The following is a 19,428-nucleotide window of genomic DNA, read 5'->3' as shown; positions in this document are numbered from 1 at the left end:
CATGAAGTGTAAAATTCTTTATCTGTTAGTGGTTATGATGATTGGTTCAGGTATAAACAATGCAGTGTCTTCTCAACAGAAAGAATCATGGCTTTATACTAAATTGAACAATGACGCTAGTCCAGCATTAAAAGAGGTACTCACAGATCCTGATCAGTATCGCGTTCAGGTGATTTATACCCGAATAGACCGGGATAAAAACAATAAACCGCACTTTACGTCCTATCGTCTTTTTAAAAAGGATAATTATTTCTACCCTGCTTCAACGGTCAAACTTCCTACTGTCTTAGTAGCCCTCGAAAAACTGAATGAACTGCACGTCGCCGGTTTGGATATTCACGCTACGATGATTACCGATAGCGCATACACGCATCAGTTAAAAGTTTCTAAAGATTCCTCTGCTATGGATATGAAGCCTTCCATTGCACAGTACATTAAAAAGATTTTTGTTGTAAGTGATAATGATGCTTATAACCGGCTCTACGAATTCGATGGTCAGCATTATTTGAATGAAAAATTGCAGGCCAAAGGATATAAGGATACGCGCATTGTGCATCGGTTTCAATATCCGATGACTGAAGAGGAGAATAAACATACCAATCCCATTACATTTTTTAATAATGATCAGTTAATTTATAAACAACCTGCTGCCTATAACGAGCAAACGATCCCTTCTCCGGATCCTATTCTGATTGGGAACAAACATGTAGATGCCAATGAAGTGTTAAAAGATGGTCCTATGGATTTTTCTCATAAGAACAATTTTCCCTTAGCAGAACAGCAAACTATGCTGCGTACTGTTCTTTTTCCCGAATCAGTAGCTAAGGAAAAACGGTTCAACCTAACCAAGGAAGATTATTCTTTTGTATATAAATATATGTCCATGATGCCGGGCGAAAGTGAGGATCCTAAGTATGATAAAAAAGAGTTTTTTGATACGTATGCCAAATTCTTTATCTATCGGTCGGACAAAAAGCAAAAGCCTGATTATATGCGGATCTTTAGTAAAGCAGGGTGGTCTCATGGTTTTTTAACCGATAATGCCTATATCATTGACACTAAAAATAAGGTTGAATTTATGGTATCGGCTACTATCTATGTCAACAGTGATGGTATTGTCAACGATGATAAGTACGACTATGACGAAAAAGGCTACCCGTTTTTTAAAGAAGTAGGGGAAATACTTTACCAACACGAATTGCAAAGAACGAGAAAGTTTAAGCCTGATTTTAGTAAGTTTGGTTTGTAAAGGCCGATTCAGCAATCTCTAGCTTGATGGTTGAGGTTTTTATGGAGTTTTAGTTATCCCTTTGATAATAAAAAATGGGATCATGAAGGTCAGCGCAAGCTGGCCAATGCAATTCTTCTAAAGAAAAAAAATTATGTTTAAAAAAGAAATCACACTGCTTCTTTCGACAGTATTATTTGTAAGTGTTGCTACAGCTCAAATCTGTACAGGTGCTGATCAAACAGAAAAATATATCCCTTATCTCAAGGGAAAACGAATTGGTATGGTCGTTAATCCAACCTCCATTATTGATGGTAAATCCAGTGTAGATAGTCTCCATAAACGGGGAGTAAATATTGTTAAAGTATTTGGACCGGAACATGGTTTTAGAGGTGATGTAGGTGCTGGTGTTCATGTAGGGAACAGCGTAGATCCTGCAACAGGAATCCCTGTAATATCTTTATATGGTAAAAACGATAAACCTACCAAAGAAATGCTTGCCAATATCGATTTGATGATCTTTGACATTCAGGATGTAGGCGCCAGGTATTACACCTATCTGGCAACCATGCATCGGGTAATGGAAGCTTGTGCAGAGAATGGCAAGGAATTGTTGATTTTGGACAGACCGAATCCCAATGGTTACTTCGTTGATGGTCCTGTACTGGATATGAAGCTTAAATCAGGGATAGGGTATCATCCGGTACCCATTGCACATGGTATGACAGTAGCCGAATATGCCCAAATGCTAAATGGTGAAGGTTGGCTGGCAAATGGCATTAAATGCAAGATCAAGATTATCCCTATGACAAACTACAGGCACGATACCCCTTATGTGCTGCCTGTAAACCCTTCTCCAAATTTGAATACCAATCAGTCTATTTTATTGTATCCTTCGCTCTGTTTGTTTGAAGGTACAATCATAAGTCAGGGGAGAGGTACTATGTTCCCTTTTGCTGTATTGGGCAACCCAGACTTAAAAGGCAAATATTCCTTTTCCTTTACACCCGTAGCTATAAAGGGAATGAGTGAAACTCCTTTATTCAAAGATGTAACCTGCTATGGATTGGATCTTCGCAAATACGATGTGAATAAACTGCGTACAAGTAAGAAAGTAAATCTGCGCTGGCTTATTGAAATGTATAAAAGTTATCCTTTTAAAGAGAAGTTCTTTGATTTTACTCAAAGTAAGCAAATGGGCAACTTTGATAAATTGGCAGGCACTTACGATTTAAAGAAGCAGATTGTTGCAGGATGGTCTGAAGAGCAAATAAGAAAGAGTTGGGAGCCTAAATTGAGTGTTTTTAAAACGATGAGGCAAAAGTACTTGCTGTACAAATAACTATTTGATTCATTCATCTGCGTTTAAAGCAGATGAAAATCTTTATAATTGATTAATAAAATAAGCGCTACGGTTAATACCTCTATAGAATGGAAAGAATAACAGAGAAGGATTCGGATTATAATAATCTGGAAGTGATGTCAGTCAGAGAAATTCTCGAAAATATAAATAAAGAGGACCAAACTGTTCCTCTAGCTGTTGAAAAAGTAATCCCTCAAATCGAACGCCTTGCTGAGGCTGCATACGAGAAAATGAAGTCTGGAGGAAGATTGTTCTATATCGGTGCTGGTACTAGCGGTCGTTTAGGCGTATTGGATGCCTCTGAATGTCCGCCTACCTTTGGCGTCCCCTTTGATTGGGTCGTTGGAATTATTGCTGGTGGTGATACTGCAATCCGTAGAGCTGTTGAGTTCGCAGAAGATGATTACGAGCAAGCATGGCTTGATCTCCAGGAATTTAATATTAATGAGGATGACATCCTGATCGGCTTAGCGGCATCAGGTACCACTCCTTATGTCATTGGCGGATTAAGGAAAGCCAATGAGAATAATATAATAACCGGCTGTATTGTGTGTAATTCAGAGAGTCCTGTTGCTGCAGAAGCTAAATTCCCCATAGAGGTTGTTGTCGGTCCTGAGTTCCTTACTGGTTCTACTCGTATGAAATCAGGTACCGCACAGAAACTCGTCCTGAATATGTTAAGCACCAGTGTGATGATTCAATTGGGAAGGGTGCATGGCAATAAGATGGTAGACATGCAGCTTTCCAATAACAAATTAGTAGAACGTGGTATCAAGATTATCATGAAAGAAACAGGTACTGAACAACCTACTGCCGCGGAATTACTACTCAAGTATGGTAGTGTACGCAAAGCAATTGAAGCCTTAGTCAAATAACTTAAATTATGTCCCCAATAGTCCTTTTATCTTTTCTTATAGGTTATTTTACGCTTCTAATTGTTGTCTCTTATTTTACTTCCAGAGGATCCTCTGATAATTCCAGCTTTTTTATTGCCAACCGGAACTCGAAATGGTATTTTGTTGCCTTTGGCATGATCGGTACCGCCTTATCTGGCGTTACTTTTATTTCAGTCCCCGGTGCAGTAATCAATAGTAGTTTCGGATACTTTCAGTTTGTACTCGGTAATGCGGTTGGTTTTGTTCTGATCGCTACGGTTCTATTGCCCTTATACTACCGGATTAACCTGGTTTCTATCTATACGTATCTGGAAAACAGACTGGGACACTGGAGCTATAAAACAGGCGCGATGATCTTTCTGATCTCCCGTACTATCGGCTCTGCATTCCGCTTATACCTGGTTGCTATTGTACTGCAAAAATTTATTTTCGATGCCTGGAATGTCCCTTTTTGGGTCACTATCGCCATTTGTTTAGTGTTAATCTGGTCGTATACCTTTAAAGGCGGATTAAAGACGATCATTATTACAGATACCTTGCAAACGGTATTTTTGCTTTCTTCGGTTGTATTATCGATCTATTTTATTTCTAAAAGTCTGGATCTGAATATCACACAAACTTTTGAAACGGTAAAAAATAGTTCTTATTCCAGGATCTTCTTCTGGGAAGATTTCTTTGGCAGTAAGAATCACTTTATCAAGCAATTTTTAGGTGGTGTATTTGTTACAATTGCTATGACGGGCTTAGATCAGGATCTGATGCAAAAGAATCTAAGCTGTAAAAATATAGGCGAGGCACAAAAGAATATGTTAACCTTCACTGCGGTTTTCGTGGTCATGAATATCTTTTTCCTGAGCGTAGGCGCGTTACTTTATATCTATGCAGAGGCAAAAGGGATCAATGTTTCCAGTTTGGCTACTCCCGATCACCTGTTTCCTGAAATTGCCCTTAACTATTTAGGTACACTGCCGGCAATTGTGTTTATGTTAGGCCTTACGGCAGCTACATTTGCCACTACAGACTCTGCATTAACTGCTTTGACCACCTCTTTTTGTGTAGACTTTCTTAACTTTAATAAATCAGCCGATCACAATAATCCACGTTTAATCCGCACACGTCATTTAGTTCATGTTGTGTTTTCTGTTATCATGTTGGTCGTCATCTTGCTATTTAAAATCATTAATGACGACTCTGTAGTCAACTCCATCTTTAAAGCGGCAGGATATACTTACGGCCCACTTCTAGGGTTATTCAGTTTTGGGATGATTTCCAAACGGGATGTGAAGGATAAGCTGGTTCCTTTCTTTTGTATTTTATCGCCCATTATCTCCTACTTCATCGATAAATATTCCGTTGCGCTTACCGGATATTCGATTGGATTTGAACTGATCGTGATCAATGGACTGATTACTTATCTGCTTCTTTTTCTTTCAAGCAGACCACATATCCCAAATCAGCCAGAAATTGTTAAATAATTAAATACCATTTGGGCTGAAGCCGTTAAAAAATAAAAATAAACGAAATATGGAAACTGGAAAGATGCTCGAAGCGATTTTGCCAAAAGCAAGAATTAAAGCAAGACTCATCGACAAAGTTTCTTATGCTTCAGATGCTGGATTTTATCACCTGCAGCCACTTGCCGTAGTTCAGCCCATATCAGAGGAAGAGGTCAAAAGTTTGTTCCTCTTCTCTCATCAGCATCAGATCCCATTAACGTTCAGGGCTGCCGGAACAAGTCTTTCCGGACAATCTGTTACTGATGGGATCCTTGTGGATCTCAGTCAGTACTGGGATCTGGTTAAGGTGGAAGAGGCCGGCGATTCCGTACGTGTGCAACCTGGTGTAACAGGTGCTTATGTCAATGCCAATCTCAAGAAATTTGGTAAAAAGATAGGTCCCGATCCTGCAAGTATCAATTCTGCTATGATGGGAGGGATCCTGTCAAATAATGCCAGTGGAATGTGTTGTGGCGTAAGTCGGAATTCCTACCATACCACCCGATATATCCGCTTTATTCTACCAGACGGATTAAGTTATTCCACCGAAAAGAAAGATGATTATGTACGGTTCCGGGAAGAAAGCAAGACCATTTATGATCAGCTCATCCTGCTTCGTGACCAGATCAGAAATCAACCGGATGTATACGACCGGATCCGCCAAAAGTACAAGACTAAAAATACAGTAGGATACTCGGTAAATGCATTCATCGACCATGAGGAGCCGCTCGATATTTTAGCACATTTGTTAATAGGAGCAGAGGGCACGCTTGGGTTTATTGCCGAGGCTGTGATGCAAACGGTTCCCGATTTTCCTGCTAAATCTACAGCACTCCTTTATTTTCCTGATATTTATTCTGCCTGTAAAGCTATCTTACCATTGACCCTTTCAGGTGCTGAAGCATTAGAACTTATGGATCGTGCTTCACTACGTTCTGTGGAGGATATCCATGGAGTGCCCGACCTATTAAAGACGCTACCTGATACAGCCGCGGCCTTATTGGTCGAATATCAAGGCAACAATGACGAGGAGCTTAAATTAAAAAGCGATAATTTTCTGACGCTTTCGCCGGATCTTTCCATGCTCAATACCCCTGTCTTTACTACAAATTCGATTGAGCAAGCCTTTTTGTGGAAGATTAGAAAGGGCATGTTTCCTGCTGTCGGTGCAGTGCGGGCCAGTGGAACGACGGTGATCTTAGAGGATGTCGCCTTTCCTGTCGCTCAACTCGGCGATGCCATCCTCGATCTGCAAAAACTATTCAAAGTACACGGCTATGAAAAGGCCATTATATTCGGCCATGCTAAAGATGGCAATATCCATTTTGTAGTCACCCAAGCTTTCTCCTCTTCGGCAGAAATTGAACGTTATGATCTTTTTATCCGGGACGTGGTGGATCTTGTTGTTAACAAATACGACGGTACATTAAAAGCTGAACATGGTACAGGAAGAAATATGGCTCCTTTTGTTAGTACAGAATGGGGCGAAGAGATCTATGGGGTGATGAAAGCCTTGAAACAGGTCATTGACCCTCAAAATCTGCTTAATCCTGGCGTGATTATTAATGAAGATAAAAACGCACACATCCGCCATCTGAAAGAACTTCCCCGCGTGGAGGAAGAGGTGGATAAATGTATCGAGTGCGGGTATTGCGAGTATAAATGCCCAAGCCGGAATTTAACACTTACTCCGCGCAGACGGATTGTAGTGAGACGCGAACTGGTTAAACTGAAACGGGATGCTGAGCAAAAATCCTATAAACAACTTCTAAAGGAGTATCAATATGATGGTTTGGATACCTGTGCGGTAGATGGCCTTTGTGCTACTGCTTGTCCGGTTGATATCAACACTGGTCTATTGGTTAAACGCCTGAGAAAGGAAAGTCATAACGATTTTTCCAATGGAGTCGCCATGTTAGTCGCTAAGAACTTTCGCCCTGTAGCAGGAGCAGTAAAACTTGCGCTGCAAGTGGGCAATGTGATGAATAGGGTACTGGGACCCGATACTTTAATCAAGACCACCACTGCCCTTAAAAAGGTATTCCCCGTGATGCCACTCTGGAGCAACCAGCTTCATGCTTCATCACTAAAAATAGATCCGGACGAAAAGCTGAAATCAGCCGATATCGTAGCTATCTATTTCCCTGCCTGTATCTCCCGAAATATGGGAGGCTCAGCCGAACAGGAGTTAAACGTGATGGAGGTATTTAAAAGGGTATCCGAGAAAGCAGAGATTGGCTTCTGGATCCCTGATGATATTGCGGGTACTTGTTGCGGACAACTTTTCTCCTCAAAGGGCTTTAAAGAGGCATATGACTATACCGTAAACGAAACCATAGCAAAATTATGGAACTGGACCGATCATGGGAAATATTCGGTCGTACTGGATATTTCCTCCTGTACGCATACCCTTCAGGATTGCCGTCCTGCCTTATCTGAGGAAAACCAGACTCGGTTTGATGCCATGAAAATCATTGACAGCATTGACTATATCAGCGATTATTTGCTACCCCGCCTGACCATAAAAAATAAAAAAAAATCTGTTGTATTACATCCGGTTTGTTCTTTACAGAAGATGGGATTAGAAACTAAGTTTCTCAGTATCGCGCGTCAGATGGCAGAAACAGTAGATATTCCTTTGCATGCAGGATGTTGCGGAATGGCTGGCGACAGAGGATTTTTATTCCCTGAATTAACCCGCTCTGCTACCCTCCCCGAAGCAAAGGAGGTCAACCTGAAAAAATATGACGGCTATTACTCCACATCCAAAACTTGTGAAATGGCTCTATCTGATGCAGTAGGTAAAAACTACAAGTCCATCATCTATTTATTAAATGAATGCATCTGAGCTGTAGGTGAATGTACTTGATCTGTTAAATAACCTGAACCTCATTTGCATAAGGTGCAAGAATCGGGTCTGAAGGGTCAAGATCTGTAATCAGGTAGCTAATGGCATTGAGTCCACATATTTTCATCTTCTGAACTGATCCCAGCTTTTCGCCAATACTAATTACAGCTGTTTTCTGTGAAGACTTGATCATTGCTTTTTTTACCTGCACGACTTCCCAATCGGATTCGGTTACGCCATCTTCATAAGAGAGACCATTGGTACCCATGATACATAAATCAACCTTGATGTCGGCCAATAGATTGATAGTCAAAGCGCCTGTGTTGATATGTGAGTTTTTAGAAAGCTGTCCACCAATCAGAATTACTTCTACACCAGCTCTCTCTGTAAGTTCCAAGCCTACTAGCGGACTAACCGTGAAAACCGTACATTCAATATTATCCGGTACAGAACGGGCCCATTCAATCATGGTCGTGCCACCTCCGGCAAGTAATACCATGCCACTCTTGATCAGATTCATGGTTTTGTGGACAATAATTTTCTTAGAGTCCTTTGCATATACATCATTCTGTTGAAAAGGGTAATGGAACGATTTGGATAAGGCGCCACCATACACCTTCAATATTTTGCCACTCTCAGCAAGTTCATTCAAATCTCTTCGTACTGTATCTTCTGATACGGCTAGCTGAACACTCAGATCGGAGGACAATACCTTATTATGCACATTGATTTGTTTAATAATATAAGCTTGTCTTTCTTCTTTTAACATAATAGGGCGAGGTGTAATTATCTTCAAATATATACAAAAGCATAAATTATGTGTCTGTTGAGTAACAATATTAATGTGCTTTAATGCTTTTTTTTCAACTATAATGAAATAACGTTGTTTATAAGATCATCATACCACGAAAAACATGATTAAACTGTATAATATACTCTTCGCTTCTGCTATATTTGTGTCATGCAACTCCTCTTCCACTAAAACAGCAGAAAAAGAAACGGATACTTTGAAGTTTGCTAAAGGAAAGGCTTTATTTGCACAAAATAATTGTGGGGGATGCCATGCGGAGAAAGATGCTATAATAGGCCCATCTTTTTCAAACATCGCTGCTGAATATGAAGCAAGTCAGGCTAATATAGCCCACCTGGCCCATGTGGTGATCATTGGAGTGAAACCCAATGAAGGAGTTTGGGGCAGTCGTGAGATGACTCCTCATTTAAAGCTGAGCCCAGCTGATGCAGAGGAAATAGTTAAATATATGTTGTCTTTTCCTCCAGACCCCAACAAGCCTTTTTTGCACAATACTAAATAAATGAACAAAAAACGTAATTATATTATTCTTCTTTTTTTGCTTGTCGGATTGATCTACATGATGAAAGATGCCTTTTGGCAACCCGGTCCTCAAGATCTTAAGGGAAAGTTTAAAGAGCTTGGCTTCACAAGAAATGAAAACAATACCGGACCGATTTTACGCCTCTATTCCGTTAGTCTACGGGATACACTGTGGAAAGAAATGGAAACCTACGGCAATTATATGCCCCATACCAAGTATGGTCTAACTAAAGTCTACTTTTTCATGGAAGGAACGGAGGCGCCGTCCGAAATTTCCCTTGAAACTCAACTCCCCGATGCCCGATACCTCAAAAATTGCGTGGGCATGTATGAAAAAGATGCAAACAGTCAGGTTCATTTAACCCGCTTTCCCTTCAAATAGGATTTTTGCATTATTCAGGATAAAAACGCATCATTATGCGGACAATGATTAATTTTGCGACAAAATAATTTTAAATGAGAAGGATACATATCTTAATTACATCCTGTTTGTTGGTATTTATGTTCTTTGCTGAAGTAGCAAAGGCCGACGAGGGGATGTGGGTACCGATGCTAATCGGTAAAAATTACGAACAAATGAAAAAACAGGGTTTCAAGCTGACCCCTGATGATCTTTACAGTATTAATAAAGCAAGTTTAAAAGATGCGATTGTTTCTTTTGGTGGTTTTTGCACCGGGGAGATCGTATCTAAAAATGGTTTAATTTTCACGAATCACCATTGTGGTTACGACGCCATTGCTTCCAACTCCACACCACAGGATAATATTCTTGATAATGGCTTTTGGGCTAAGCAATATTCAGAAGAGAAATCTATTCCAGGATTATTCGTGAACTTTCTGGTTCGCATGCAGGACGTAACTGCAGAAGTAAATGCGGCAACCAAAGGCATTTCCGAAGATAAAAAAGTTGCAGCAATTGAAGCAACCGGTGTCCAAATAGCAGCAGACGCTGTAAAAGGCACCAAGTATACCAGTTATGTACGCGATTTTTACAAAGGCAATCAGTATTTCCTATACATCTTCGAGAAATTTACCGACATCCGTTTAGTAGGTAATCCGCCTCAATCTATAGGTAAATTTGGAGGCGATACCGACAACTGGCAATGGCCCAGACATACCGGCGATTTCTCCGTATTTCGTGTGTACGCAGATGCCAATAACAAACCTGCAGATTTCGCAGCCACCAATAAGCCTTATACGCCGAAGAAGTTTCTTCCGATATCGATTAAAGGATTGAAAAATGGAGATTTCTCCATGGTATATGGTTTCCCAGGTCGCACTGACCGTTTCCTGACTTCTAACGGAGTCAAACTAGCAACGGAAAGAACTTCCCCAACCATTGTAAAATTACGCGATATCCGTCTGAAGGCATGGGATGAAGTGATGGTGAATGATGTGGCAACCCGTTTAAAATTGTCCTCTCTTCATGCTAGTATTGCAAATTACTGGAAATATTATATCGGTCAAACAGAGCAATTGAAGCGTCTGAAGATCTACGAACAAAAGACAAAAGAAGAAGCTGCATTTACTACATGGGCAGCAGCTAAACCTGAGTATGCTAATCTGATGCAACGTTACCAGGAAGTGTATGCGGCCTATGCCCCATTTGCTGTACAACGGACTTATATCAATGAAGGCCTTTTAGCCTCAGGTTGGGTAAAAAGAGCTTTCCCAGCGAAATCTGCACTAGCTTTCATCGAAGCGAAAAAAGGTGATGCCGCAGGATTAAAAGAAGCGCAGGATAAGATAATGGCTGATATTGATGTCTATGAATCGACTTATAATGAATCAGCGGATAAAAAGATCTTTGTTCAAGTTCTTTCTGCTTTTTATAACGATATTCCTAAAAATCAACATCCTGAATTCTATACCAACATTGCCCAGGATAACTGGCAGGGAACACCGGAAGCTACTTTCAAAAAGTATGCGGACAACTTGTGGGAGAAATCAAACTTTATCCGTCCCGCAAAACTAAGAGCATTCTGGAGTAACCCTTCTTTAAAAGGTATAGATGAAGATCCGGGCTACGCTTATGCCATCAACCTGGTACCTGCAGATTACATTAAACAAAACTTCGGCAACGCGGTTTCTAACTTCGAGGATCAAAAAGCAGCGTTGGATAAGATTTACCTGAAGGCATTGTTAGAGAAAAATGCCGGTAAAGCAATGTACCCCGATGCCAATTCAACGATGCGGATTAGTTACGGAAATGTACAGAACTACAAACCTAAAGACGGGATCACGTATGATATCGTAACTACCATTGAAGGAGTTATGGATAAATATGTTCCCGGAGATGCTGAGTTTGACTTGCCACAAAACCTGATCGATGCCTACAACGCAAAGAACTATGGTCAATATGGTGAAAATGGCGACCTTGTTGTCAATTTTATCAGCAATAACGATATCACAGGGGGTAACTCAGGTTCGCCGGTAATTAATGCAAAGGGCGAATTGATTGGCCTTGCATTCGACGGTAACTGGGAAGCCATGTCCGGAGATATTGCTTTTGATAAAGTATACAAACGGACCATCAGTGTAGATACCCGTTATGTATTATGGTGTATCGATGTTTTAGGCGGTGCTAAAAACATCATTGCTGAGCTGGATATCCGCAAAGATGCGGTACCAGTGAAATCAAAACGAGCAATTTAGAAGTAATAAGGTTTATTAAACAAAAAAGCGGCTGTCCTGAAAAGGGGCAGCCGCTTTTTTATTGAATTAGTATTAATGAATATTTTGCTGATTAGTAAATAAAAGAGTTCTACTTTGTTAATCTCGGCTAGGAGTCAGCTGTATACCAAGATGGGATGGCTTTCGTTGCTTAGCCCTACCTTGCAGCTTCGTTGTAGCTTGGTGCTTCGCTAAAACAAAGGTTTTGTCGAAGCTGCAAGCTACAACGAACGAACAAACAAGGGTGAAGCATCCTTACTGTTATAGCGCTTACTCTTTTACAAACCATCCGGTTCTCGTTCAGGGAAATACTCACCTTTTAGTGTCATGGTAGCATTATCCGGGTCGGCCGCAAATTCAATGAGCATGCCGGACTTGTCGTTATAATCCAGATCAGCACAGGCATTAAACATACCCAGGATAAAGTGTGCCATAAAAGAGCCCCTTCCTTCCTGATCTACCATTACGGAATCGGCGTCAATTTCGAGGGCCGATACACTTTTACGGGCAGTAAAATAGTATCCGCGTACTAAGTCGGCCACAACTTCTTTATGTAAAAGGATTTCGTTATAGAAGCTTTCTTTAAGATTTATTCCGTTATCCATAGCTCCACTGGTATCGGGAGATAAAGGAAATGAGATTGATTCCTGCATGTGTTATTTTTTTGGGAGTTGGTAATTTTACAAAGTCAGTTTCTTTATTGGATTCTGATATGCATTGAAAACATGTAGAATGTAGATGAGCTAATTCTATTAGCTGCCAACTTATCAGCGCCTAACTGCGATTCAAATTTTGCTTGATTTCCTCAAAAGAGACACCTTTATCTTTTCCACTTTTTAAATCCTCAGAACGTCTTTCAAGTTCTTGTACCAATGATTCATCTTCCCACCATGCATGTGTTGATACATTTGTGTCAACAGAATAGCTTAACCCCATGCTTTCTAGGAAAGCTTTTACCGCTTTTACTGAAGTTTGATTGTCTATATTAACTATTAAAGTTGTCATGATCTTTGATCTACAAGTAATTCAAATTTAATGAATTATATTGGTAATAAGCGTGCCCTGATATGATGACAAATTAATCACCAACAAACTAAATAGTGTAATACCTGGAATAAGATAAAGGAAATGAGATTGATTCCTGCATGTGTAATGCATAATTCGAATGTGCACGGAAGTAGGAATCAAAGCGCATTTTTCAGCAAACTGTGGCTATTATAGGGTAACATAAAGTTCATAAGGTGAAAATACCATACTGCTGTACTTTGCCACGTGCTCACAGCCAAGGTAATTGTAATTTTTGATAAGACAAGGTTCAAATCGAGTGTTTCTAGGTGATCAGGCATACACAAATTTTAAGAGCAATTTATAATGGCAAGTTAAAATATTTGCTGGAATTAAATTCAGCTATCATTATTCCCATGATTTTTATTTCAGTATCATTTCTTTTTCAGCCGTTTTTCCTGCTTCAAAATTTCTATTTCCCGGCCGAGCTCTGCTTGTAGTTCTTCTTCTGTTGGGAGGTAGGTTTTATATTGCGAGGCGAATATTTGCTTGCTTTCACTGAGCAAACTATACTTTGCTAAAGCCCGGTTCTTTTCAGCACAAAGTATTAGGCCAATGGTAGGGTTATCATTATCTTGGCGTACCTGGTCCTCAAAATATCTTACATACATATCCATTTGACCAATATCCTGATGTGTGAGTTTCCCTGTTTTCAAATCAATTAGTAAAAAGCATTTTAAAATATAATTATAAAATACCAGATCAACATAAAAATGTTCATCTTCCGCACTGATCCGGTGTTGCCTTTCTACAAAGCAGAAGCCTTTACCCAGTTCTAACAGGAACTCCTGTAGTTTATCGATTATGGCTTGTTCCAGTTCCCGTTCATAAAAGGCAGTATTCGCTTTTAAGTCTAAAAACTCCAGCACATACGGGTCTTTTATAATATCCTTTGCCTGAAATAACTCCTTATTATGCTCTGCTTCCTGCTTTACCAAAGGCTGGCCTTCTTTGCTACTCAGGAGCATCCTTTCGTAATAATGGCTGTTGATTTGTCTTTCCATGGTTCTGGTACTCCAGTTTCCGGAAACAGCCTCGTTCACATAAAATGTCTGTACAGTTCCTTTTTCAACCTTTAGTAACAGCCGGTAATGCGTCCAGCTTAATTCGTCACGCAGTGCGTGACTATTTCCGAAATGATTGTAAAACTGCCGCATGTATTTGAGGTTGGTTTCAGTGAAACCTTTTCCATAATCAAAGCTTAGTCTAAAAGCTAAGCTCTTGATTAAGGCTGTACCGTAGTCAGCTCTGTCTTTCCCTTTTTGTTCTTCTTTAACTATTAATTTACCAATTTTCCAGTAAGAATGAACCATTGCAGCGTTTGCAGCACGATAAACAGTATTACGCCCTTCTTCAATAATATGCCTTACTTCGCCGTAAAGCTTATCCAGCTCCTGTGTCTTAATAACCGAGTCTTTCTTAGCCATCTAAATAATAAAAGTGGTTGCTTGATTTAAAAGCGAAAGGTAAGTACAAAAAGTTTCTTTGATCTTATTCTTTAACAAAATCGCATCCTGCATATAATTTAAACATAAGAAAATATTGATCTATGGATATACAATTAGTAGCTTAATTTCATAAATTTTGTTTCTTGCCATTAAAGAGGGGCAATGATGTAAATGCCCATAACGGCAGCGTTGAGTAGAGATGCAAAAATACACTGCCTAATCCAAGAACAGCTTTTGATTATTCAAATAAGAGCAGAGTTTAAATTCCTTTTATTGTAATCAGTAGGTAGATTGGAAAGTTGATGAATGGTATATAATGATTTGGCATGAATATGACCAGTCTCTATCATTATTCCTTGGTTATTTGGTAGATGACTGGTGGTACTATCACTATTCCACCGTTTTTTGGTAGAAAATGAGATGAGTATTTGAGATGAAACTTTGATCTGTAATTAACAAACTGCTATTATATCATGATGACCTCTTGCGGAAAGTATATCCACTGTGATTATTTAGTCATTAATTGAATAAACAAGACGATGTTTAACTGTGATTTTACTAAAATGACATACTAAACTGTAGTGGAAAGCTTTTGATCGACAAATCCTTGTATTCGGCGCTACTAAAACGGTGTATTCCGGTTTCTTGATCTGTAGTAAAAGTCATTTGAATTACGTCTTGTACTTCCTGGTAATTATAACCAATTGAAATGCGATATAATTTTCGACCACTTTCTGTCCGAATTTCGTAGCCTAAGGAACCAGCTGCATTAACTCCAGCATAAAATTTCCCTCCTAACTTTGGAAAGTATCCTCCTTCAGCAGATATATAGAATGCGTTTTTGCTCATAGGAACATAGTAACGGCCATGAAGAATTATAGGTGTTGTAATTCTTGTCGTATACCCAATATTGGGGTAAATTAAAAGAAAGTACAAAAAGCACCAGGGTTTCTCTTTAGGATTTTTTCTTAGTATTTCTTTTAAATACTGGATTTTCAGGGCTAGCGTAATATATCGTCGAATACTATTGTAACCTCATAGAAGCAAAGGAACTCCAGAATGCTTCTCTCTAGTTCGTAATGCTAATTTATCAGAATTCAATATACTTGGCTAAAGCCGGAATAAATTTCTACAGCAAAGTCGTGACGGATTTGTTCCCTTTCTTTAATTTACCCCATATTTAGTATACATATATATACGTATTATTCACGGGGACACTTTAAAAAGACCGATATTACGGCGTTATGCATAATTTAAAAAAGAACTTAACATGAAAATTATTTGCTGTATGCTTTGTTTAGGAATGCTCCTGGTTTCTTGCACTTCTAAAACTACCGACCTGGATAAAAGACTACATGAAAAAGAAAAGGTTTTACTTGAAAGAGAAAATATCTTATTGGCAAAAGAAAATTCTCGGTTAACAAGAGGAATCAATCAGGCCAAAAAAACAAAAAAGGAATTATTAGAAAACAAGATTTCAACAAAGCAATATCAAAAGAATCTGGTCATAAAGGAATACTTTTTTGAGGATAAGGTAGTATTAACAGGTAAATTAGAAGAACTAAAATATTCTATCATAGGAGGTACATGGTTGAGTACTTTCATTTTAATTCTTGAAAAACCTATTAAAGTAACATCTAAAAGTGACAACTACAAAACACAGGAAAACATCACAGAGGTTCAAATTGGGTTTGACGACGATATAGTAAAAATGCCTAAGAATTATTTGAATAAGACCATTACATTAACTGGAGAATTATATGGGGAACAAACAGTGCATGATCGGCGACCCGCTGTAATGATAAATACATCAATTGAATAAATTTCAAAACTACACAAAGTTGAGCACTTGATCTGGTGCTTGTTGATTATCTATTGAATCTATTGGTTCCTGTAATTATAATGCCGGGATACCCGAAAGTCTTTGAATCCTTAGATACATACGGCTGTATGGTCACCTGGTGGTGCAGAAAATCGTTTTTGATTGATGCATAAACCTTCTTGACTTCGAAACTTAAGGCAATTAGGGTAAATGCTTAGCGATACATTTAGTCCAAATACTATTGAAACCCCATCTTACTTTAACTTAATACAAAACCTGGTTTTTCTATTAATAAAAGTGCCCCAATAAGTGTCTAACTTTTGGGGCACTATAATTCAACGCGACCAAGGAGGCTTTTTTCAAAGCTTAGAGTCTAGTTAGATTATTTACAAGCAACTGATTTATTATAGTCTACAGAATCTATACTATAGATCAAAGTATAGTTTCCTCGACTAACTAATTCAGTGGAGTAGTTATCATACTCCTTCAAATTGAAAACACCCTCTCCTCCAAATGTTCCTGAGCTAAGATCTAAAAAATAACTTGTACACCTGTCTCCTTGAAATCTCAAGACTACACTATCGGCAGAAGAACTAATGTTACTCCCTCGAAAGGGATAAGCAATATCTCCATTCACAACAAAGCTTACAGAGTCACCCTTCTTTAAAAATGTAGAGTTAATACCTCTGTTCTTTCTCAATTCCAAATACACAGGGCTCTCCCAGTTGTTCTTATAAACATAGGTCGCTTGCTGAAAAGGTTCTACTGTTTTTTTACCACAAGAGGTTTGAAAATAAGCTACGCTAATTCCAATAATCAAATAGGCCAACGAGATTACTTTCCGTTCCATTGTTATATTTATTTAAAATACTATTTCTCAAACCATCCCAGCTTTCCTGATCCTTAAGAGCATCCTCAACTTGTCTAATAGTGTACCCCTCAACCTGGTCATACCCCGCACGTCCATCTATCATATCCTCAACAACTCCGGTATAATTGTACCAACTGGGGCTGCTTGGAGAGTTTCCGACTTTACGCCTGCCATACGGAGGAACATACTCAGCCCAAACCATTCTTGTTAATTCCCATTGTACTCCTCGAGCCCAAGACTCGGCTAGTATATCATCACAATTATTATAAGCCTTTGTATCCATATTCCAATGGGATGCATGTGCTATCTCATGGATAGTAGTAGCATAAACTGACTGAATTCCATTTTGCGGGTTATAGATTTTTATAGCACTACCTAGGCCTAAAAATCTTCTGTAAGGAGCGTGGCTCCCATTCGATTCACTATTTTCCTCATCATAACATCTGATACGTAACTGGGTTTTAAAAAATCCATTTTCAGGCGGCTTTCTAAGTCCCTTGATATCTTTGTAATAATAGTGATAAGCAGCCATAAATACTTCAGCATGGAACATGCTTTTTCCATTGCTAAAATCCAAATTCCAATTGCCCTCTTTTTTGGGTCCATTGATATTCGCGCCATCAAGCCAACGCTCTCTTAAGGCAAAATTGTAGCGCTCCCAGTCTAAACTATAGTTAGCATCATTTCTAAAGGTGCCATTGCAAGAGTAATAACCGGCTGCATTAGTAGTTCCCTCATGAGTAGTAAACCATCTTCGAGCTTTTACTTCAACCCCTTCTACTCCCCTCCATGAATTAGTTGTATTATCCCAAATCCTTATTGTCCCGGCAGGCCTCCAACTCCCCCCCAAAGTCTTTGCATTTTTATTGCCTTTTGTAGGTAAATTTCCTGTTATCCTTAAAGCCTCATCAACTAGTGCTTCTACAAATCCCTCTGAAGCTACACCTACACTTGATGTTGTATATTCAGAAGAATTTTCATCAGGAATAAACAAGTCTGAAAGTATCTCATACTCGACTGCATCTGGTAATGTTTTTCCTACCGGCACAGAACAATACTGGAATGTGGGAATACTATCCGGCACACTAGGGTCATGATAATAAGTATTTCCTTCGGTAATTTCATAATCCAAAGGATAATGATAAAGTACTAGGGTAGAATCATGTTTCAAGCTATCCAGCTCACTTTGATTGCGAGGTTTAAATCTAATGTAATAGTGGGTTGGTTTTATTTCTATCTCCTCTGAACTCACATGATGTGACACCTTGCCTGATTTCAAATTGTTGTAGGCCTTCCTCATGTTTTCAACTGAGTATGGATTTTCAAGTTTTTTCCCTAAGATCAAGTTGCCGTTGTAACTAGATTCTGTAGTAATCGGTACATCAATGCTTGAAGCATTCTCCTGTTCTTTACACGAGGTTATAACTGTTAATAACAAAATGTAGTAAATAATTTTTTTCACACTGTTTTTTTAGTTTTAAAACTATTCCTAAGCTAATACTATATTGTAATATATTTGTTACTACTTATCAACGGTAGGTAGGTGTGAGTAAAAAATGATGATTTTTATGCAATTGTGAGGTAAGTAATACTTGGATGTAAGATATCGTTAGTACATCCACCCACCTTATCAATTTGGCAGATGAATATGACCTTCCACAAGGTAAAGACTATAAAATATTCGACTTTAATGCCTTAATGCAGTTAAACATAATCGCTGAGAATTGAATATTCAAGGAAACTTTCAAGAAAAAATCGTCTAACAAAGTCGTGGTAACTTTTGTACTTTCCTTTAATTTACCCCTATTTCCCTGGTTTTCTTGTAAAGTGTGAGATGTCTCAGGAAAAGACCGTTTTTTAATAATCGAAATGAGTATTTGATAAAGTTCACTTTGTACGAGTGTTTGTCACTATGTGCTTAAGTGTGAAACTCAATCTTTACATTGAGTTTCACTTACAGAATCACCGACAAATATTTTGACATCACCCATAAATGCATTACATGCATTTGCGTCAGGTTTGCCCAAGTCGGCATCATAATGATAAGTAACAAAGAATACTTTATCCTTTACTTTAAATGTATCAGGAACGTTCAGCAAAGCTATTTCGTAAACAACGTTTCCTCGTTCATCAGTAAATGAAGTTGCATTTGAATTTGGCTTTGCTAACTCGAGTAATGCTGCACCCGTCTTTGGACAATATCCCGAGACATATTTAACTTCAACACAATTGGAATTGTCTTTTTTACATGAAAAGACCGTAGCAATTACAAGAAAAACAAATAAACAATGAATTATTCTTTTCATATAATTAGTTAGTTGAGAAATCAAGCTTTATAATTAATACGTATCAATGTATGCATACGCCCAGAGCCATCTATGATCT

At 38.8% G+C, this 19,428-nt stretch carries 17 protein-coding genes; 9 read left to right on the top strand and 8 right to left on the bottom strand.

Going from position 1 to position 19,428, the window contains the following annotated elements; translation table 11 throughout:
- The first annotated feature begins 1 nt into the window (after position 1).
- From BFL47_RS17880 to BFL47_RS17860, 5 genes are all read left to right on the top strand, one after another.
- Positions 2-1,249 carry a serine hydrolase gene (locus BFL47_RS17880; protein WP_069661168.1) on the top strand — a complete coding sequence of 416 codons (1,248 nt, stop codon included), beginning with the start codon at positions 2-4 and terminating at the stop codon, positions 1,247-1,249.
- 133 nt (positions 1,250-1,382) lie between these two features.
- A complete protein-coding gene (locus BFL47_RS17875; protein WP_069661167.1) occupies positions 1,383-2,570 on the top strand; it encodes an exo-beta-N-acetylmuramidase NamZ family protein in 1,188 nt (395 codons plus the stop codon).
- An 89-nt stretch (positions 2,571-2,659) separates the two neighbouring features.
- A complete protein-coding gene (gene murQ / locus BFL47_RS17870) occupies positions 2,660-3,466 on the top strand; it encodes an N-acetylmuramic acid 6-phosphate etherase (protein WP_069661166.1) in 807 nt (268 codons plus the stop codon).
- Between the two features lie 8 nt (positions 3,467-3,474).
- Positions 3,475-4,962, top strand: a complete 1,488-nt coding sequence (locus BFL47_RS17865; RefSeq protein ID WP_069661165.1) for a sodium:solute symporter — start codon at positions 3,475-3,477, stop codon at positions 4,960-4,962.
- 49 nt (positions 4,963-5,011) lie between these two features.
- Positions 5,012-7,831 carry an FAD-binding and (Fe-S)-binding domain-containing protein gene (locus BFL47_RS17860; protein ID WP_069661164.1) on the top strand — a complete coding sequence of 940 codons (2,820 nt, stop codon included), beginning with the start codon at positions 5,012-5,014 and terminating at the stop codon, positions 7,829-7,831.
- Between the two features lie 25 nt (positions 7,832-7,856).
- Here BFL47_RS17860 and BFL47_RS17855 read toward each other — a convergent pair whose 3' ends face one another.
- A complete protein-coding gene (locus tag BFL47_RS17855; RefSeq protein WP_069661163.1) occupies positions 7,857-8,600 on the bottom strand; it encodes a DeoR/GlpR family DNA-binding transcription regulator in 744 nt (247 codons plus the stop codon).
- 145 nt (positions 8,601-8,745) lie between these two features.
- On the opposite strand from BFL47_RS17855, the gene BFL47_RS17850 reads away from it, so the two are divergent.
- The 3 genes from BFL47_RS17850 to BFL47_RS17840 all read left to right on the top strand — a co-directional run bounded on the left by BFL47_RS17850 (position 8,746) and on the right by BFL47_RS17840 (position 11,819).
- Positions 8,746-9,144, top strand: coding sequence for a c-type cytochrome (locus BFL47_RS17850; protein ID WP_069661162.1), 399 nt, complete (start codon positions 8,746-8,748; stop codon positions 9,142-9,144).
- On the top strand, positions 9,145-9,546 hold the full coding sequence (locus BFL47_RS17845; protein WP_069661161.1) for a hypothetical protein: 402 nt from the start codon (positions 9,145-9,147) through the stop codon (positions 9,544-9,546). It abuts the gene before it with no gap.
- A 74-nt stretch (positions 9,547-9,620) separates the two neighbouring features.
- Positions 9,621-11,819 carry a S46 family peptidase gene (locus tag BFL47_RS17840; RefSeq protein WP_069661160.1) on the top strand — a complete coding sequence of 733 codons (2,199 nt, stop codon included), beginning with the start codon at positions 9,621-9,623 and terminating at the stop codon, positions 11,817-11,819.
- 296 nt (positions 11,820-12,115) lie between these two features.
- Here the strand turns inward: BFL47_RS17840 and BFL47_RS17835 are convergent, their stop codons facing one another.
- From BFL47_RS17835 to BFL47_RS17820, 4 genes are all read right to left on the bottom strand, one after another.
- On the bottom strand, positions 12,116-12,490 hold the full coding sequence (locus BFL47_RS17835) for a hypothetical protein (RefSeq protein ID WP_069661159.1): 375 nt from the start codon (positions 12,488-12,490) through the stop codon (positions 12,116-12,118).
- A gap of 121 nt (positions 12,491-12,611) precedes the next feature.
- On the bottom strand, positions 12,612-12,842 hold the full coding sequence (locus BFL47_RS17830; RefSeq protein WP_069661158.1) for a hypothetical protein: 231 nt from the start codon (positions 12,840-12,842) through the stop codon (positions 12,612-12,614).
- A gap of 434 nt (positions 12,843-13,276) precedes the next feature.
- The gene (locus BFL47_RS17825; RefSeq protein ID WP_139125869.1) at positions 13,277-14,329 is read right to left on the bottom strand and encodes a PDDEXK nuclease domain-containing protein; all 1,053 of its coding nucleotides are present in this window, start codon (positions 14,327-14,329) and stop codon (positions 13,277-13,279) included.
- Between the two features lie 579 nt (positions 14,330-14,908).
- On the bottom strand, positions 14,909-15,199 hold the full coding sequence (locus BFL47_RS17820; protein WP_069661157.1) for a hypothetical protein: 291 nt from the start codon (positions 15,197-15,199) through the stop codon (positions 14,909-14,911).
- Between the two features lie 421 nt (positions 15,200-15,620).
- Between BFL47_RS17820 and BFL47_RS17815 the strand changes: the two genes are divergently transcribed.
- Entirely contained in the window at positions 15,621-16,172 is a 552-nt protein-coding gene (locus BFL47_RS17815; protein ID WP_139125868.1) for a hypothetical protein, read from the top strand.
- Positions 16,173-16,554: 382 nt separating this feature from the next.
- On the opposite strand, the gene BFL47_RS17810 is transcribed toward BFL47_RS17815, so the two are convergent.
- From BFL47_RS17810 to BFL47_RS17800, 3 genes are all read right to left on the bottom strand, one after another.
- Positions 16,555-17,022 (bottom strand): hypothetical protein, encoded by a 468-nt coding sequence (locus BFL47_RS17810; RefSeq protein WP_139125867.1) that lies wholly within the window; start codon positions 17,020-17,022, stop codon positions 16,555-16,557.
- A complete protein-coding gene (locus BFL47_RS17805) occupies positions 16,976-18,505 on the bottom strand; it encodes a hypothetical protein (RefSeq protein WP_069661154.1) in 1,530 nt (509 codons plus the stop codon). Before BFL47_RS17805 ends, BFL47_RS17810 begins: the two co-directional genes overlap by 47 nt.
- A gap of 469 nt (positions 18,506-18,974) precedes the next feature.
- Positions 18,975-19,349 carry a hypothetical protein gene (locus BFL47_RS17800; protein WP_069661153.1) on the bottom strand — a complete coding sequence of 125 codons (375 nt, stop codon included), beginning with the start codon at positions 19,347-19,349 and terminating at the stop codon, positions 18,975-18,977.
- Between the last annotated feature and the right edge of the window lie 79 nt (positions 19,350-19,428).

Origin of the sequence: Arcticibacter eurypsychrophilus, assembly GCF_001730525.1 — a bacterium.
GTDB lineage: Bacteria > Bacteroidota > Bacteroidia > Sphingobacteriales > Sphingobacteriaceae > Arcticibacter > Arcticibacter eurypsychrophilus.
This window is presented reverse-complemented; position numbering and strand designations above follow the sequence as displayed.

Excerpts from the sequence above, each read along its gene's own strand:
- BFL47_RS17880 (WP_069661168.1), top strand. The coding sequence starts at position 2 with ATGAAGTGTAAAATTCTTTATCTGTTAGTGGTTATGATGATTGGTTCA.
- BFL47_RS17875 (WP_069661167.1), top strand. The coding sequence starts at position 1,383 with ATGTTTAAAAAAGAAATCACACTGCTTCTTTCGACAGTATTATTTGTA.
- murQ (WP_069661166.1), top strand. The coding sequence starts at position 2,660 with ATGGAAAGAATAACAGAGAAGGATTCGGATTATAATAATCTGGAAGTG.
- BFL47_RS17865 (WP_069661165.1), top strand. The coding sequence starts at position 3,475 with ATGTCCCCAATAGTCCTTTTATCTTTTCTTATAGGTTATTTTACGCTT.
- BFL47_RS17860 (WP_069661164.1), top strand. The coding sequence starts at position 5,012 with ATGGAAACTGGAAAGATGCTCGAAGCGATTTTGCCAAAAGCAAGAATT.
- BFL47_RS17855 (WP_069661163.1), bottom strand. The coding sequence starts at position 8,600 with ATGTTAAAAGAAGAAAGACAAGCTTATATTATTAAACAAATCAATGTG.
- BFL47_RS17850 (WP_069661162.1), top strand. The coding sequence starts at position 8,746 with ATGATTAAACTGTATAATATACTCTTCGCTTCTGCTATATTTGTGTCA.
- BFL47_RS17845 (WP_069661161.1), top strand. The coding sequence starts at position 9,145 with ATGAACAAAAAACGTAATTATATTATTCTTCTTTTTTTGCTTGTCGGA.
- BFL47_RS17840 (WP_069661160.1), top strand. The coding sequence starts at position 9,621 with ATGAGAAGGATACATATCTTAATTACATCCTGTTTGTTGGTATTTATG.
- BFL47_RS17835 (WP_069661159.1), bottom strand. The coding sequence starts at position 12,490 with ATGCAGGAATCAATCTCATTTCCTTTATCTCCCGATACCAGTGGAGCT.
- BFL47_RS17830 (WP_069661158.1), bottom strand. The coding sequence starts at position 12,842 with ATGACAACTTTAATAGTTAATATAGACAATCAAACTTCAGTAAAAGCG.
- BFL47_RS17825 (WP_139125869.1), bottom strand. The coding sequence starts at position 14,329 with ATGGCTAAGAAAGACTCGGTTATTAAGACACAGGAGCTGGATAAGCTT.
- BFL47_RS17820 (WP_069661157.1), bottom strand. The coding sequence starts at position 15,199 with ATGAGCAAAAACGCATTCTATATATCTGCTGAAGGAGGATACTTTCCA.
- BFL47_RS17815 (WP_139125868.1), top strand. The coding sequence starts at position 15,621 with ATGAAAATTATTTGCTGTATGCTTTGTTTAGGAATGCTCCTGGTTTCT.
- BFL47_RS17810 (WP_139125867.1), bottom strand. The coding sequence starts at position 17,022 with ATGGAACGGAAAGTAATCTCGTTGGCCTATTTGATTATTGGAATTAGC.
- BFL47_RS17800 (WP_069661153.1), bottom strand. The coding sequence starts at position 19,349 with ATGAAAAGAATAATTCATTGTTTATTTGTTTTTCTTGTAATTGCTACG.